Origin of the sequence: Litorihabitans aurantiacus, assembly GCF_030161595.1 — a bacterium.
GTDB classification, from domain to species: Bacteria; Actinomycetota; Actinomycetes; order Actinomycetales; family Beutenbergiaceae; genus Litorihabitans; species Litorihabitans aurantiacus.
The window spans coordinates 253,236-268,602 of sequence record NZ_BSUM01000001.1 but is presented as its reverse complement, the minus strand read 5'-3'; the positions used below and the strand labels follow the sequence as shown (position 1 = coordinate 268,602).

Sequence of the window (15,367 nt, the reverse complement as noted above, 5' to 3'; positions counted from 1 at the left end):
ACTCGACCCGTAGCCGCCCGGCGGAGGCGGCGACCCGACTTGCCCGGCCGCCAGCCGCCGGCCGCCAGGCCGTGAGGTCACGAAGTCGCGAGGTCGACTGTTGCGCCACGCACGGTTAAGCCGCCGTATCCGTGTTGAGCGCAACACTCGATGGCTTATCGGTGCCGAGCGCAACACTCGTTCCGACCGACGCGGCAGTGCAGCGGACCCGGCCACCCGACGTTCCCCAGCGACACGCGCACGCGCACGCGACACCGACTGCTTCAACAGCCGCGGTTAAGCCCCGCTATCCGCGCTCAACGCAGCACTCGACGTCCTATCCGCGCTCAACGCAGCACTCGATTCGTCGACGCGGGCCACTCGGCACTCGGCACCCGGCACTCGGCACCCCACAAGTCGCTCCCGACCCACTCACGGGGGCGGAGACGCGGCGAGGGCCGCCGCACCCTGCGGTGCGACGGCCCTCGTCAGCGTTCCGGTCCCCGACGGCGCAGCCGCCGGGGCCCGACCTCAGCTCTCCTGCGACGGCGCGTCCTCGACGGCGGTCACGGGGGCGTCGGTCGCGGCACCGACCGTGACGACCTCGGCCTCGAGCCGCGGGTCGTCCTTGTCCACACCGGTGAACAGGAACTCGCCGAGGAGACCCTCGCCGCGCGCGTCGACGATGATCTTCTGACCCGCGCGGAGCTCGCCGAACAGGATCTTCTCGCTGAGCGTGTCCTCGATCTCGCGCTGGATCGCGCGGCGCAGCGGCCGAGCCCCGAGCACGGGGTCGTAGCCGCGGTCGGCCAGCAGGACCTTGGCGGCCTCGGTCAGCTCGATCGTCATGTCCTTGTCCTCGAGGCGCTTGTCGAGACGCGCGATGAGGAGGTCGACGATCTGGAAGATCTCGTCGCGGCTCAGCTGCGGGAACACCACGACGTCGTCGACACGGTTGAGGAACTCGGGCCGGAAGTGCTGCTTGAGCTCCTCGTTGACCTTCGTCTTCATCCGCTCGTAGGACGTCGAGAGGTCACCGCCGGCCTGGAAGCCGGTCTGCAGACCCTTGCTGATGTCCCGCGCACCGAGGTTGGTGGTCATGATGATCACGGTGTTCTTGAAGTCGACCACGCGACCCTGGGAGTCGGTCAGACGCCCGTCCTCGAGGATCTGCAGCAGCGAGTTGAAGATGTCGGCGTGCGCCTTCTCCACCTCGTCGAACAGCACCACGGAGAACGGACGGCGCCGCACCTTCTCGGTCAGCTGGCCGCCCTCCTCGTACCCGACGTAGCCGGGGGCGAGCCGAACAGCCGCGAGACCGTGTGCTTCTCGGAGAACTCGCTCATGTCGAGCTGGATGAGGGAGTCCTCGTCACCGAACAGGAACTCCGCGAGCGCCTTGGCGAGCTCCGTCTTCCCGACGCCGGTGGGCCCGGCGAAGATGAACGAACCACCGGGACGCTTCGGGTCCTTCAGGCCGGCGCGCGTGCGGCGGATCGCCTGCGAGAGCGCCGTGACGGCGGCCTTCTGGCCGACGATGCGCTGGTGCAGCACGTCCTCCATGCGCAGCAGCCGCGAGGACTCCTCCTCGGTCAGCTTGAAGACCGGGATACCGGTCGAGGCGGCCAGCACCTCGGCGATGAGCTCCTCGTCGACGGTCGCCACGACGTCGAGGTCACCCGACTTCCACGCCTTCTCGCGCTCGAGACGGCGCGCGGCGAGGTTCTTCTCGTCGTCGCGCAGGCGCGCGGCGCGCTCGAAGTCCTGGTCGTCGATCGCCGACTCCTTGGCACGCTTCGCCTCGGCGATCTGGTCGTCGAGCTCGCGCAGCTCGGGCGGCGCCGTCATGCGACGGATCCGCAGCCGGGCTCCGGCCTCGTCGATCAGGTCGATCGCCTTGTCCGGCAGGAAGCGGTCGTTGATGTAGCGGTCGGCCAGGGTGGCCGCGGCCACCAGCGCCGGGTCGGTGATCGTGACGCGGTGGTGCGCCTCGTACCGGTCCCGCACACCCTTGAGGATCTCGATGGCGTGCGGCAGCGTCGGCTCGTTGACCGTGATCGGCTGGAAGCGGCGCTCGAGCGCCGGGTCCTTCTCGATGTGCTTGCGGTACTCGTCGAGCGTCGTCGCGCCGATCGTCTGGAGCTCGCCGCGCGCCAGCATCGGCTTGAGGATGCTGGCCGCGTCGATCGCGCCCTCGGCGGCACCCGCACCCACGAGGGTGTGCACCTCGTCGATGAACAGGATGATGTCGCCGCGCGTGCGGATCTCCTTGAGGACCTTCTTCAGGCGCTCCTCGAAGTCGCCGCGGTAGCGCGAACCCGCCACGAGCGCACCGAGGTCGAGCGTGTAGAGCTGCTTGTCCTTCAGCGTCTCGGGCACGGTGCCGCGCACGATGTCCTGCGCGAGGCCCTCGACCACGGCGGTCTTACCCACACCCGGCTCGCCGACGAGGATCGGGTTGTTCTTCGTGCGGCGCGAGAGCACCTGCATGACGCGCTCGGCCTCGGTCTCGCGACCGATGACCGGGTCGAGCTTGCCCTCGCGGGCCAGCTGCGTGAGGTTGCGCCCGAACTGGTCCAGCACGGCCGAGCCCGACGGCGTGCCCTCCTGCGGACCACCGGCGGCCACGGGCTCCTTGCCGGGCTGCCCCTGGAGGAGCTGCAGCACCTGCTGGCGCACGCGACCGAGGTCGGCGCCGAGGTTGCCGAGGACCTGGGCGGCGACGCCCTCGCCCTCGCGGATGAGCCCGAGCAGGATGTGCTCGGTGCCGATGTGGTTGTGCCCCAGCTGCAGCGCCTCGCGCAGCGACAGCTCGAGCACCTTCTTCGCTCGCGGCGTGAACGGGATGTGACCGGTCGGGGCCTGCTGACCCTCGCCGATGATGTCCACGACCTGCTGGCGCACGACGTCGAGGGAGATGCCGAGGGACTCGAGCGCCTTGGCGGCCACGCCCTCGCCCTCGTGGATCAGCCCGAGCAGGATGTGCTCCGTGCCGATGTAGTTGTGGTTGAGCATGCGTGCCTCGTCCTGCGCAAGGACGACGACGCGACGTGCTCGGTCGGTGAATCTCTCGAACATGGCGGCACCTTCTTTCCGGCTGCGTCGGTCGCGAAGCACGACCGTCGGGCGGCGTTCACCCAATCTAACGGGCGGGTCCGACAATCCATGCCGCTGTTCGCCCCAGGCGTGAAAGACGCTCACCCGTGGTTCGTCGCCAGGGCCCCACCGGATCGGTCGCCCACCGATGACTTCCGCTGCGCCGCGCGGTCCACCACGATGTCCCGCACCACCCGCTCCGGCCGCCCCGCCGGCACCACCGAGGAGTCCCCGATGTTCTTCCCCAACCTGCAGGTCGCCGACGTCGCCGCCACGCGCGAGTTCTGGTCCGCCCTCGGCTACGGCTTCAACCCGATGTACACCACCGAGGACGTCCTGTGCCTGGAGCTGATCCCCGGCCAGGTCGCCGTCATGCTGCACGCGCCCTCGTCGTTCGCCCGGTTCCTGCCCGGCACCTCCCCTCCGACCCGGGCACGACGACGCAGGTGCTGCTGTCCTTCGACCTCGAGGGTCGCGACGCCGTCGACGCCCTCCTCGAGCGGGTGCTGGCCGCGGGCGGCACCGAGGCCCGTCCGACCGAGGACATGGGCTTCATGTACGGCCGCAGCTTCCGCGACCTCGACGGTCACGTGTGGGAGCCGTTCTTCATGGACCAGGAGGCGGCCGCGGCCGCGTTCGCGCAGGCGGGCGACGGCGAGCAGACGCCCGCCTGACGTCCCGTGACGCCCGGGTGGACACCGCCGGCGATCAGCCGGCGGTGTCCACCAGGATCGTCGTCGGGCCGTCGTTCGTCAGCTCCACCCGCATGTCCGCGCCGAAGACGCCGGTCTCGACCGGGACGCCGAGGTCCCGCAGCGCGGTCGCGACGTCGTCGACCAGCGGTTGCGCGACGTCACCCGGCGCCGCGGCGTTCCAGGTGGGCCGGCGCCCCTTGCGCACGTCCGCGTACAGCGTGAACTGGCTGACCAGGAGCACCCCGGCGCCGGCGTCGAGCACCGAGCGCTCGCCCCGCAGGATCCGCAGGTGCGCGATCTTGCGCGCCACGTGCGCGACCTGGTCCGCGCCGTCGCCGTGCGTCACGCCGACGAGAGCGAGCAGACCCTCACCCTCGACCGAGCCGACGACGGCGCCGTCGACCAGCACGCGGGCACCGTCGACCCGCTGCAGGAGCGCCCGCACGAGGTGACCCGAGCGACCCGGTCTACCAGCGTCCGCTGGAACCCGAGGGTCCCGGGCGGCGCGGCGAGAACCGGATGACCTCGGGCTTGACGTCGGCGAGGTAGATCGCGCCAGGGAGCACGGCGATCAGACCGAACAGCAGCGGCAGCCCGAACCCGATGACGAACCCGAAGATCGAGACCGGCGGGATCGCGAGGTAGCCGAAGAAGACGCCGGCGGCGATGATCGCCACCCAGAACGGCTTGGTGCGCTTCTCCGCGTTGGTGAACCCCACGGCCGGGCGCCGCACCGCGTCGGCGAACGCCCACACGGACAGCAGGAAGCCCACGAGGAAGAGCAGCGCGAAGACGTACGTCTGGATGGTGAAGGCCACGCCCCGAGCCTACGCGCCGCCGTGTGTCCGCGCGCCTGCCTACGCGCCCGTGCCCGGCGGCTGCCGCAGCGCCCGCGTCGCGGCGGCCTCGTCCTGCCCCGCCGCCCGCAGCAGGTCGAAGGTCGCCGACCGCAGCAGCGACAGCAGCGTGTGGCGCACCGGGTCGCGCTCCCCGGCCGTCCCCAGCCGCGCGGCGATCTCCGCCAGCTCGGCCGCGGCGCCGTCGCCGGTGCGCCCGGACCCGATCAGGCCGCCCAGCCGGCGCGCCACGATGCCCAGCTCCTCCACGAGGCCGGCCACCTCGCCGTCGCTCCACCCCTCCCGGACCGCGACGGCGCTGCGGCGCGCCAGCACGCGCGTGGTGCGGATCGCGCGGTCGGTGTACTCGCACGCGTCGGCGAGGTCGGCGACCGCCGCGACGTGCCGGTGCCACGCGGGCGAGAGCTTCGCCGTCGACCCCGACGCGCTCACCGAGGCCTCCCACGCGACGAGCTTCGCCTGCGTCGAGCGCGCGCGGTCGAGCGCGGTCTGCACCGCGACGCCGTCGCCCGTGTGCAGGCCGCGCCCGAGCCGCGCGAGCACCTCGGCGAGCTCCTCCAGCGTGCCGCGCGCGAGGGTGCGCGGCCGCCGTCGGGGGTCGCGCGGGATGAACAGCGAGAAGACCAGCGCGATCGCGCCGCCGATGAGCGCGTCGGTCCAGCGCCCCACGCCGCCCCCGGAGGAGGACATCAGGGGCAGCCCGAGCACCACGATCGCCTGCACCGCGGACTGCGTGGTGAGCACGGGCGAGGGGTCGAGCGCCTTCGCGATCATCGCGGCCACGAACACCACGACCGCCGTCTGGATCGGCCCCGAGCCGAACTGCAGCGCGATCGCCTCGCCCATCGCGACGCCGAGCGAGATGCCGATGGCGACCTCGCCCACGCGGCGCGGCTGCACGTCCGCCGTGAACCCCAGCGCCGAGAACGCGGCCACGGCCGCGAAGAACGGGTACGGGTGCCCGAGCAGGGCGCCGGCGCCGGCGTAGGCCACGCCCGAGGCGAGGCTCACCCAGGCGATCGGCCCCGCCGCGTCACGCGAGCGCAGCACGCCGGTCCGCGCCCCCTGCAGGCCCTGCTGCACCCGCCGCGCGACGCCCCCGGAACGCGCCGCTCGCGCGCGCTCATCCCTGCGGGCGGCGCAGCCCCGGCGTCACGGGCCCGCGGTCGGCGGGGCGCCCCTGACCGAACCCGTCGGTCCCGACGACGACCTCCTGCGACGCCGCGATGTCGCCGGCCGGTCCCTGGACCCGCAGCTCGACGTCCGCGGGCACCGAGCGCTTGAGGACGGCCAGCGCGACCGGCCCGAGCTCGTGGTGGCGCGCGACGCTCGTGACGCGTCCGACGACGCGATCACCGTGCGCGACGGCAGCACCCGCCTCGGGCAGCAGGTGGTCGGACCCGTCGAGGTGCAGCATGACCAGGCGGCGCGGCGGTCGCCCGAGGTTGAACGTCCGCGCGACACCCTCCTGCCCGCGGTAGCAGCCCTTGTCGAGGTGGACGGCGGTGCGCAGCCAGTCCAGCTCGTGCGGCAGCGACTTCTCGTCCACCTCGGCGGCGAGCCGCGGCCGCCAGCCGGCCACGCGCAGCGCCTCCCACGCGAGCGTGCCCGCCACGGGCGTGCCGTCGGCGAGGAGGCGACCCGCGACGTCGTCGAACGCCTCTCCCGCGACCAGCAGGAGGGCGGTGGGTGCGATCGCACCCGGGTGGTCGGTGACCAGCGCGTAGCGCGTGCCGCCCGGGACGACGCCGGGCCACGGGTCGCGCCAGGTGGCCAGCAAGGCGCCGTCGCCGACGGCGGCCGCAGCCTTCGCGACTGCAGCCTCCCCGGCGGCCTCCCCCGCCGTGACCACGCCGAGCACGGCGACGTGCGCGGGCGCCACGGCGACGTCGAGCATGAACCGCATGCGGTCGAGGTAGGTCGCCAGCGGCTCCGCGTGCGCGGCCTCGGTCACCAGCAGGGTGCGCACGCCGTCGTCCACGAGCGCGGCGGAGTGCTCGACGCGGCCGTGCACGTCGAGCAGCAGCAGCTCCGCGGACTGCCCCGGGGCGAGGTCGCGCACCCGCTGCGAGGACAGCGTGTCGAGCCACCCGAGACGGTCGGACCCGGTGACGGCGACGACGCCGAGATGGCTGAGGTCGACGACGGCGCGACCCGCGGCCAGCAGGCGCTGCTCGCGCATCGGGTCGCCGTAGTGCGCCGCGACCCCGGCGTCCGGACCGGAGGCGACGACGGCGCCCGCGACGTCCAGCATCAGGAACCGGCGGGCGTGTACCGCACCAGCCGCCCGGTGGCGTAGGACTGCAGCTCGTGCCCGAAGGCGGCGAGCTCGATGGAGAAGAACACCTCGCCTCGCACCCAGCCGTACATGCGCCGCTGGCCCACGACCTCGGACGCGGTGGCGGTCCGGGCGACGTGGTGGGAGACGAGGTCGACGCGCGGTCCCTGCGCGGAGCCGACGTGCACCGACACGTGCCCGCTGGCCTCGGCGATCAGGACCTCGAGCCCGCTCGGGGCAGGGGCGTCGGCGGGCGCTCCCTGCACGGGCAGCGCCTCCCCTCGGACGCGGGACGCCAGAAGCCGGACTCGCGCGACCACACGGCGCCTGGCACGAGCTCGGCCGGGTCGAAGCTCTGCTCACGGTCGGGCAGGGCGCTCTCGAGCAGCGAGATCGTGGAGCTGTAGGCGAGGTAGGGGCCGCCGTCGTGGGTGAGCTCGACGTCGACCACGATGCCGCGCTCGTCGATACCCGGGTAGGCCATGACCCCCGCGCCGCGCCAGCGACCGACCAGCCACGCGAGCGGGTAGAGGTCGGGGCTCAGGTCGTCGGGCAGCTCGAACGACATCAGCGGTTCTGCTTCAGCAGCCGGTAGACGACGTACCCGGCGAACCACGTGACGGTGACGGCCACGACGGCGATCAGCAGCGTGAAGACCAGGTGGAGGGTGCTCATGGAGCCGATCAGGGGCAGCGTGCTCATGCGACCCAGCCTACGGCGTCGCCCGTGCGCGCACGCGCCCGCGCGAGAGGCGCCGTCGCACCAGGAGGGGCGGCGTCACACCAGGTAGAAGCGCAGCAGCACGTAGACCGGGATGCCGACGACGGCGACGGGCAGCACCGCCGCGGCGAGGGCCGCGGCCGGCCGGCCGGCCGAGGGGTAGCGCCCGAGCAGCGCGTGGAGCGCGGCGCTCAGCAGACCCGCGCTGAGTCCCAGGAGCCCGGAGACGACGTACCCGACCTCGGGCAGGAAGTACCCGCCCCCGATCCCGACGCCGGTCGCGGCCGCGATCGTCAGGAGCGCGTGCGGCCAGGGCGGGAGGTGGATCGCGGCGCACGCCGAGCCCGCGGCCAGGGCGACGGCCGCCGTCAGGACGACCGTGAGCGACGTCGGGCTCTCGCCCACCGCGACCCAGCCGGCGGCGGAGACCACGACGGCGATGCCGGCGGCGGAGGCGGCGAGCGACTCGATGAGGCGGGGGCGGCCGTCGCGCCGGGCGAACTCGCGCACGAACGCGGCCACGACGCCGAGCGCGGCGACGAGGGTCAGGAGGCGGATGTCACCGGTGAGGGTGACGGCGGCGAAGCTCGCGGCAGCGACGAGGGCGAGCAGCACGCGGGTCCCCGTGAAGGCGGGGAGCGCCAGCAGCTGCGGCCAGCCCCACGCGAAGATCGCGACCAGCAGGGCCAGGACGGCGAGCGCGGCCTCCCAGGCGAGGAGGGCGGCGACGGCGAGGAGCGCCGTGGCGAGCGAGCTGACGACAGCCCGGGTCGATGCGCCGATGAGGGTCCGCACCCACCACTCCCTCGTCCGTCCGTCGATCGGCGGCGACGGGCTGCTCGTGCCCACCGCTCGTGCCCTGCGGGGCCCCACCCACGGTACTGCAATACAGTGGGGCCCGATCCTCCACCCGAGCGAAGGGACGCGCGTGGCCGAGCTGCTGCTGCTGACGTCGGAACCCGGGGGCTCCTCGCAGGTCCTGCCCGCGCTCGGACTCCTCAGCCACCGGGTCCGCGTGCTGCCCGTCGAACCGTCGGCGCTCCTGGACGCCCCGGACTCCGACCTCGTGATCCTCGACGGCCGCCGCGACCTCGCGACCGCTCGCACGACCTGCCGCCTCATCCGCTCGACCGGCCTGACGGTGCCGCTGCTGCTGGTGCTGACCGAGGGTGGCCTGACGGTCGTGAACGCCGACTGGGGCACGGACGACATCGTCCTCGACACCGCCGGACCCGCCGAGCTCTCGGCACGGCTGCGCCTGCTGGCCGACGGACAGCGCCAGCAGCGCGTCACCGACGAGGACGCCGAGATCTCCTCCGGCGAGCTCGCCATCGACCCCAGCGGCTACACCGTGCGGCTGCGCGGGCGCGCGCTCGACCTCACCTACAAGGAGTTCGAGCTGCTGAAGTACCTGGTGCAGCACCCCGGCCGCGTCTTCACCCGGGCGCAGCTGCTCCAGGAGGTCTGGGGCTACGACTACTACGGGGGCACGCGCACCGTCGACGTGCACGTGCGGCGGCTGCGGGCGAAGCTCGGGATCGAGCACGAGACCCTCATCGGCACGGTGCGCAACGTCGGGTACCGGTTCGAGCCGCCGCGCGACCGCCAGGGCGAGGCCGCGGCCGATCCCGACGACGCGGGGCCGACGGCCGGTCTCGGCGAGGCCGACGTCGTCACCCGGGCCCCGCGCTCGCGCGGCTGACCGCGCCCACCACCGGCGGCCTCGACCGCCCGCCCTCGTCCCACCGCTCGACCCGTCCCACCGAACCCGGAGCCCCCGTGCGCCTGCGCCTCAAGCCTCGTGACACCTCGCTGCTCGACCTCCTGGCCGCGCAGGGCGCCCTCCTCCCCGTCGCCGCGCGGGTGCTCGTCGAGCTGGTGGGCAGCGCCCCCGCGTCGCGACAAGAGCTCGCCGAACGTCTCGCCGAGATCGAGCAGCAGGCCGACGACGCCGCGCACGCCGTGCTGCGCCGGGTCGGCGACACCTTCGTGACACCGTTCGACCGCGACGACATCTACCGCCTCGTGCAGCGGCTGGACGACTGCGCGGACGCGCTGGAGGGCGCCGCGGCGCACGTCGTGCTCACCGGCGCCGGCGAGCTGCCGGCCGGTGTGGTCGCCCAGGCCGACGCCCTGCAGCGCTGCGCCGAGCTCACGGCCGACGCGACGGCGCGCCTGACCTCGATCGGAGGGCTGCGCGAGTTCTGGGTCCAGGTCAACAGCGTCGAGAACGAGGCCGGTCGCGTGCACCGCCAGCTCCTGGGCGACCTCTGGGCCGGGCGCTCCCCGCCGGTGGCGACGCCGTCGAGATCCTCCGCCTCAAGGAGGTCACCGACCGGCTCGAGCTCGCCGTCGACGCCTTCGAGGAGGCGGCCGCGGCGGTCGAGGTCATCGCCGTCAAGGAGGCCTGATCGGTGGAGATCGCGCTCGTCGTCGCCGTCGTCGCGCTCGCCCTCACGTTCGACTACACGAACGGCTTCCACGACGCCGCGAACGCCATCGCGACGTCGGTCTCCACGCGCGCGCTCACGCCGCGCGCGGCGCTGATCATGGCCGCGGTGATGAACTTCGTGGGCGCCCTGCTGGGAACCTCGGTGGCCGAGACCATCGCGACCAGCATCGTCACGCTCGACGTCACCGACCCCTCGCACGCCGCCACCGCGCTGGTGGTGGTGCTCGCCGCGCTGGTCGGGGCGATCGGGTGGAACCTCGTGACCTGGTGGTTCGGCATGCCGTCCTCGTCCTCGCACGCACTCATCGGCGGCCTGGTGGGCGCGGGCCTCGCGGGCTCGTTCGTGGTGCAGTGGGGGAGGTGGTCGAGAAGGTCGTGATCCCGATGGTCCTCTCGCCCCTCGTGGGGTTCGGGCTGGCGTTCGCGCTGATGATCGGGCTGCTGTGGGCCTTCCGGAACGCCCGGCCGGGCCCGACGACACGCCGCTTCCGGATGGCGCAGACGGTCTCGGCCGCCGCGATGGCGCTCGGCCACGGCCTGCAGGACGCCCAGAAGACGATGGGCGTGATCTTCCTGGCGCTGCTCACCGTCGGGTGGGCCCAGCCCGACGACGGGATCCCGCTCTGGGTGAAGCTGGCGGCGGCCGCCGCGATCTCGCTCGGGACGTACGCGGGCGGCTGGCGCATCATGCGGACGCTCGGCCGGCGCCTCATCGACCTCGACCCGGCGCGCGGCTTCGTGGCGGAGTCGGTCTCCGCCGTCGTGCTCTACGTGATGGCGATGGGGCTCCACGCCCCGGTCTCCACCACCCAGACGATCACCTCGGCGATCATGGGCGTCGGCGCGACGAAGCGGCTCTCCTCGGTGCGGTGGGGCGTGGCGGGGAACATCGCGGTGGCGTGGGTGCTGACGATCCCCATGGCGGCGGTGATCGCCGCGCTCACGTTCTGGCTCGCGCACCTCGTGCTGCTCTGAGCCCCGACCGGATCGTCGTCGGGCCCCCGCACCCTCGCCCACAGCGGCTGGGCCCTCGCTGACAGCGGCTCGCTGCATGACCGCGCGATTCCGCAGGCCCCTGACCTGCGGTGATGCGGAGCGGGTCGCGACGTCGGCACCACCAGCCGCTCCCAGCGAGACGGCGCCGCTGTGAGCGAGGGCCGACGGGGTGCGACGACGACGAACGGCCGGCCCCGGGCGGGGGCCGGCCGTTCGTCGGTACCGGTCAGTGGGGAGCGGGGCTCACCCGAAGCGGCCCGAGATGTAGTCCTCGGTGGCCTTCTTGGACGGCGAGGAGAACATCGTCGTGGTGTCGTCCATCTCCACGAGCTGGCCGGGCTGACCGGTCGCCTCGAGGTTGAAGAACCCCGTGCGGTCGGAGACGCGGGAGGCCTGCTGCATGTTGTGCGTGACGATCACGATCGTGAAGTCCTCCTTCAGCTGGTGGATGAGGTCCTCGATCGCGAGCGTGGAGATCGGGTCGAGCGCGGAGCACGGCTCGTCCATGAGCAGCACCTGCGGCGAAACCGCGATGGCGCGCGCGATGCACAGGCGCTGCTGCTGGCCGCCCGAGAGGCCCGACCCCGGCTTGTCCAGGCGGTCCTTGACCTCGTTCCAGAGGTTCGCGCCGCGCAGCGACGACTCCACCAGCTCCTCGGCCATCGGCTTCGGCATGCGGCGGTTGTTCAGCTTCACGCCGGCGAGCACGTTCTCGCGGATCGACATCGTGGGGAACGGGTTGGGGCGCTGGAACACCATCCCGATCTGACGGCGGACCTCGACCGGGTCGACGTCCTTGCCGTAGATGTCGACGCCGTCCATGACGGCCTTGCCCTCGACGCGCGCCCCGGGGATGACCTCGTGCATGCGGTTGAGGGTGCGCAGGAAGGTGGACTTGCCGCAGCCGGACGGGCCGATCAGGGCGGTCACCGAGCGGGGCTCGATGGCCATCGTGACGCCCTGCACGGCCTTGAAGTCGCCGTAGTAGATGTCGAGGTCGCTGACGTCGATGCGCTTGGACATGAGGATCTCCTGACTTACTTCTCGGCGATCGAGAACCGGCTCGAGATGAACCGTGCGACGAGGTTGAGGATCATGATGATGAGGATGAGGACGAGGGCCGCGCCCCAGGCGCGGTCCGCGCCGACGCCCTGGCTGTCCTGGCTGTACTGGCTGAAGGCGAACACGGGCAGCGTAGCGACCCGGCCGTCCAGCATGCTGCCGTTCATCTGGGTGACGATGCCGACGGTGAGCAGCAGCGGCGCCGTCTCGCCGATGACGCGCGCGATCGCCAGCACGATCGACGTGACGATCCCGGCGAGGGAGGTGCGCAGCACCACCTTGACGATGGTCAGCCACTTCGGGACGCCGAGCGCGTAGGAGGCCTCGCGCAGCTCGTTCGGCACCAGCTTGAGCATCTCCTCGCACGAGCGCACGACCACCGGGATCATCAGCACCGACAGCGCGACGGCGCCCATCAGCCCCGAGCGGTAGGCCGGACCGATGAGCACGGCGAAGAGGGCGACGGCGAAGAGGCCGGCCACGATCGAGGGGATGCCGGTCATGACGTCGACCAGGAAGGTCAGCACCTTGGCGAGCCGTCCGGTGCCGTACTCCACGAGGTAGATCGCGGCGAGCAGCCCGATCGGGGCGGAGATCAGCGTCGCGAGGCCGGTGATCTGGAGCGTGCCGAAGATGGCGTGCTTGACCCCGCCCTCGGTCGTGTCACCGAAGATCCCGGCCATGTCGGTGCTGAGGAACTGCCAGTTCAGCATCTGGCCGCCGCGCACGACGACCTCGACGACCAGGGAGATCAACGGGACGAGCGCGATGAGGAACGCCAGGGTCACGAGACCGGCCATGACGGCGTTGGTGCGCTTGCGGCGACGGCCCGACGCGCTCGTGGTGAGGGTTCCGGCGTCGAGGTCGGTGACGGGCCGGTCGGTCACGGCGGTCATCAGTTCGCTCCCGAGAAGGCGGCGCGGCGCGCGACGATCGCGCGGGCGGCCATGTTGACGACGAGGGTGATGGCGAACAGCGCGAGGCCGCTCGCGATGAGCACGCTGACGCTCATGCCGTGCGCCTCGCGGATCTGCTGCGCGATGTTCGCGGCGATGGTCTGGTGCTCCGCGCTGGCGAACAGCTTGAAGCTGTAGATCTCGGTGCCCTTGGCGAACGGCGCGAGGATCATCAGCACGGCCATGGTCTCCCCCAGCGCGCGACCGAGCCCGAGCATCGAGGCGGACACGACGCCGGAGCGGCCGAACGGGAGGATCGCCTGGCGCGCCACCTCCCAGCGCGTGGCGCCGAGCGCGAGCGACGCCTCGATGTGCAGGCGCGGCGTCTGCAGGAACACCTCGCGCGAGACGGCGGTGATGATCGGCAGGATCATGACGGCGAGCACGAGGGCCGCCGAGGTGATGTTCTTCGCGGGCGGGGCGTAGTCGGCGAAGATCGGGATGAAGCCGAGGCGCTCCGAGATCCAGTCCATGATCGGACCGATCTTCGGCACCAGCCAGAAGAAGCCCCACAGGCCGTAGACCACCGAGGGGATCGCCGCGAGGAGGTCGATCACGTACGCGACCGGCCCCGAGAGGCGCTTGGGGGCGTAGTGCGCGATGAAGAGCGCGATCCCGATCGAGAGCGGCACCGCCACGACGAGCGCGAGCAGCGCCGCCAGGACCGTGCCGAAGACCAGGGGCGCGATGTACTGGCCGAGGTTGAGCCCGCGGGTGAAGTCGGAGTAGGCCTCCGGTGACGCCGTGATCGCCGGCATCGCCTCACGGACCAGGAAGATCGCGACGGCGGCGAGCGTCACCAGGATGAGGATGCCGGCACCGGTGGACAGCCCGGCGAAGATCCGGTTGCCCAGGCGGCCGGGGTGCCGGCCCCGACGTGCGCCGAGGGGCTTGCCCTCGCCGTCGGGGGCGGACGCCGTCTCCGGCGTGACGTCGGTGCTCACGGGCTCCCTCTCGAGGTGGTGGTGTCTGGCGGCGGACCCACCGCTGCGGCGACACCCCCGGGGGTGCCGCCGCAGCGCTGCGTCATGACGTGCCGAGGTGGATCAGGACGCCGAGATCATCTCGATCGCGGCCTCGACCTGCGTGCGCAGCTCCGAGGAGATCGGGGCGGAACCGGCCGCCTCCGACCCGCGCTCCTGACCGGCCTCGCTCGCGATGTAGCCGAGGTAGGCGGCCACGTTGGCGGCGTCACCGGCGTTGTCGTAGGTGTCGCACGCCGCGAGGTAGGAGATGAGGACCAGCGGGTAGGCGCCGGCCGCGGTCGTGGTGCGGTCGAGAGCGTACGTGATGCGCTTCTCGGTCGCGTCCTCGGTCAGCGGGGAGGCGTCGACGGCGGTCGCCGCGGCCGCGGGGCTGAAGGGCACGTACTCCTCGCCCACCTTCAGCGCCACGGTGCCCAGGTCGCCCGCCTGCGAGGCGTCGGCGTAGCCGATCGCACCCTCGGCCGCGGCGACGGTCGTCACCATGCCGGAGGTGCCGTCACCCGACTGCTGCGAGGCGATCGGCCAGGCGTCGCCCGGCTCCTCGGTCCACGCGCCGTTGCCGGCCTCGGACAGGTACTCGGTGAAGTTCTCCGTGGTGCCGGAGTCGTCCGAGCGGTTGACGACCGTGATGGACGTGGCCGGGAGCGTCGCGTCGGGGTTCTGATCGGCGATCGCGGCGTCGTCCCAGCTCGTGATCTCGCCCGCGAAGATCTTCGCGATCGTCTCGGCGTCGAGCTGGATGTTCTCCACGCCCGTGTCCGGAAGGTTGTAGATCACGGCGATCGGCGAGATGTAGAGGGGGAGCTCGATCAGCTCGCCGCCGAAGCAGCGGTCGGTGGCCGAGGCGATCTCGTCCTCCTTGAAGATCGAGTCGGTGCCGGCGAACAGCGTGCCGCCCGCGAGGAACTGCTCGCGGCCGCCGCCGGAGCCGACGGCGTCGTAGGAGACCGTCACACCGGGCTCGGCGTCGTAGAACCCGGCCATCCAGCCCTCCTGGGCCTTGCCCTGGGCGGAGGCGCCGGCGCCCGCGAGGTTGCCGCTCAGCTCACCGGCCGGTGCGGCCGTGTCGCCGGAGCCGTCACCCGAGCCGGACGGCGACGCGGAGTCACCCGCGGTCACGCCACCGCCGCACGCGGCGAGGACGATGGCCGTGCTGGCGGCCAGGCCGGCGAGCATCCCGCGGCGGATCGACTTCTTCACGAATCTGTCCCTCTCGTCTGTGTGGGCGGCACGCGTCTCACGTCCGCCAGGACGAGAACGTAGGGACCGCGGGTGACCATGGTTCCCGTCG

The 15,367-nt window shown here is 72.5% G+C and carries 14 protein-coding genes and 3 pseudogenes; 4 read left to right on the top strand and 13 right to left on the bottom strand.

The window, feature by feature from the left end; all coding sequences use genetic code 11:
• Positions 1-510: 510 nt before the first annotated feature.
• Positions 511-3,056, bottom strand: a pseudogene (locus tag QQK22_RS01320) (ATP-dependent Clp protease ATP-binding subunit).
• A 176-nt stretch (positions 3,057-3,232) separates the two neighbouring features.
• On the opposite strand from QQK22_RS01320, the gene QQK22_RS18465 reads away from it, so the two are divergent.
• Entirely contained in the window at positions 3,233-3,748 is a 516-nt protein-coding gene (locus QQK22_RS18465) for a VOC family protein (protein ID WP_348525623.1), read from the top strand.
• Positions 3,749-3,782: 34 nt separating this feature from the next.
• On the opposite strand, the gene dtd is transcribed toward QQK22_RS18465, so the two are convergent.
• The 8 genes from dtd to QQK22_RS01275 all read right to left on the bottom strand — a co-directional run bounded on the left by dtd (position 3,783) and on the right by QQK22_RS01275 (position 8,419).
• Entirely contained in the window at positions 3,783-4,214 is a 432-nt protein-coding gene (dtd, locus tag QQK22_RS01310) for a D-aminoacyl-tRNA deacylase (protein ID WP_284248812.1), read from the bottom strand.
• Between the two features lie 22 nt (positions 4,215-4,236).
• Positions 4,237-4,587: a DUF2516 family protein gene (locus tag QQK22_RS01305; RefSeq protein ID WP_284248810.1), complete on the bottom strand. Its 351-nt coding sequence runs from the start codon at positions 4,585-4,587 to the stop codon at positions 4,237-4,239.
• A 39-nt stretch (positions 4,588-4,626) separates the two neighbouring features.
• On the bottom strand, positions 4,627-5,709 hold the full coding sequence (locus QQK22_RS01300) for an FUSC family protein (RefSeq protein WP_284248808.1): 1,083 nt from the start codon (positions 5,707-5,709) through the stop codon (positions 4,627-4,629).
• 40 nt (positions 5,710-5,749) lie between these two features.
• A complete protein-coding gene (ygfZ, locus tag QQK22_RS01295; RefSeq protein ID WP_284248806.1) occupies positions 5,750-6,880 on the bottom strand; it encodes a CAF17-like 4Fe-4S cluster assembly/insertion protein YgfZ in 1,131 nt (376 codons plus the stop codon).
• Positions 6,880-7,170 (bottom strand): heme-binding beta-barrel domain-containing protein, encoded by a 291-nt coding sequence (locus tag QQK22_RS01290; protein WP_284248804.1) that lies wholly within the window; start codon positions 7,168-7,170, stop codon positions 6,880-6,882. The genes ygfZ and QQK22_RS01290 overlap by 1 nt, the downstream gene beginning before the upstream one ends.
• A complete protein-coding gene (locus QQK22_RS01285; protein WP_284248802.1) occupies positions 7,119-7,472 on the bottom strand; it encodes a heme-binding beta-barrel domain-containing protein in 354 nt (117 codons plus the stop codon). Before QQK22_RS01285 ends, QQK22_RS01290 begins: the two co-directional genes overlap by 52 nt.
• Positions 7,472-7,606, bottom strand: a complete 135-nt coding sequence (locus QQK22_RS01280) for a hypothetical protein (RefSeq protein ID WP_284248800.1) — start codon at positions 7,604-7,606, stop codon at positions 7,472-7,474. The genes QQK22_RS01285 and QQK22_RS01280 overlap by 1 nt, the downstream gene beginning before the upstream one ends.
• A 75-nt stretch (positions 7,607-7,681) precedes the next feature.
• Positions 7,682-8,419, bottom strand: coding sequence for a hypothetical protein (locus QQK22_RS01275; RefSeq protein WP_284248798.1), 738 nt, complete (start codon positions 8,417-8,419; stop codon positions 7,682-7,684).
• Positions 8,420-8,552: 133 nt separating this feature from the next.
• Here QQK22_RS01275 and QQK22_RS01270 point away from each other — a divergent pair, with 133 nt between their 5' ends.
• From QQK22_RS01270 to QQK22_RS01260, 3 genes and pseudogenes are all read left to right on the top strand, one after another.
• Complete coding sequence (locus QQK22_RS01270; protein WP_284248796.1) at positions 8,553-9,326, top strand: winged helix-turn-helix transcriptional regulator; 774 nt, start codon at positions 8,553-8,555, stop codon at positions 9,324-9,326.
• 77 nt (positions 9,327-9,403) lie between these two features.
• Positions 9,404-9,838, top strand: a pseudogene (locus QQK22_RS01265) (DUF47 domain-containing protein); the annotation flags it as partial.
• Between the two features lie 200 nt (positions 9,839-10,038).
• Positions 10,039-11,051, top strand: a pseudogene (locus QQK22_RS01260) (inorganic phosphate transporter).
• A gap of 264 nt (positions 11,052-11,315) precedes the next feature.
• Here QQK22_RS01260 and pstB read toward each other — a convergent pair.
• The 4 genes from pstB to QQK22_RS01240 all read right to left on the bottom strand — a co-directional run bounded on the left by pstB (position 11,316) and on the right by QQK22_RS01240 (position 15,276).
• Positions 11,316-12,095, bottom strand: a complete 780-nt coding sequence (pstB, locus tag QQK22_RS01255; RefSeq protein ID WP_284248793.1) for a phosphate ABC transporter ATP-binding protein PstB — start codon at positions 12,093-12,095, stop codon at positions 11,316-11,318.
• Between the two features lie 14 nt (positions 12,096-12,109).
• Entirely contained in the window at positions 12,110-13,030 is a 921-nt protein-coding gene (pstA, locus tag QQK22_RS01250) for a phosphate ABC transporter permease PstA (RefSeq protein WP_284248792.1), read from the bottom strand.
• Entirely contained in the window at positions 13,030-14,034 is a 1,005-nt protein-coding gene (gene pstC / locus QQK22_RS01245) for a phosphate ABC transporter permease subunit PstC (protein ID WP_284248789.1), read from the bottom strand. Before pstC ends, pstA begins: the two co-directional genes overlap by 1 nt.
• 102 nt (positions 14,035-14,136) lie before the next feature.
• On the bottom strand, positions 14,137-15,276 hold the full coding sequence (locus QQK22_RS01240; protein WP_284248787.1) for a phosphate ABC transporter substrate-binding protein PstS: 1,140 nt from the start codon (positions 15,274-15,276) through the stop codon (positions 14,137-14,139).
• Between the last annotated feature and the right edge of the window lie 91 nt (positions 15,277-15,367).

Coding starts and splice junctions, on each gene's coding strand:
- ygfZ (WP_284248806.1), bottom strand. CDS start 6,880: ATGCTGGACGTCGCGGGCGCCGTCGTCGCCTCCGGTCCGGACGCCGGG.
- QQK22_RS01285 (WP_284248802.1), bottom strand. CDS start 7,472: ATGTCGTTCGAGCTGCCCGACGACCTGAGCCCCGACCTCTACCCGCTC.
- QQK22_RS01280 (WP_284248800.1), bottom strand. CDS start 7,606: ATGAGCACGCTGCCCCTGATCGGCTCCATGAGCACCCTCCACCTGGTC.
- pstB (WP_284248793.1), bottom strand. CDS start 12,095: ATGTCCAAGCGCATCGACGTCAGCGACCTCGACATCTACTACGGCGAC.
- pstA (WP_284248792.1), bottom strand. CDS start 13,030: ATGACCGCCGTGACCGACCGGCCCGTCACCGACCTCGACGCCGGAACC.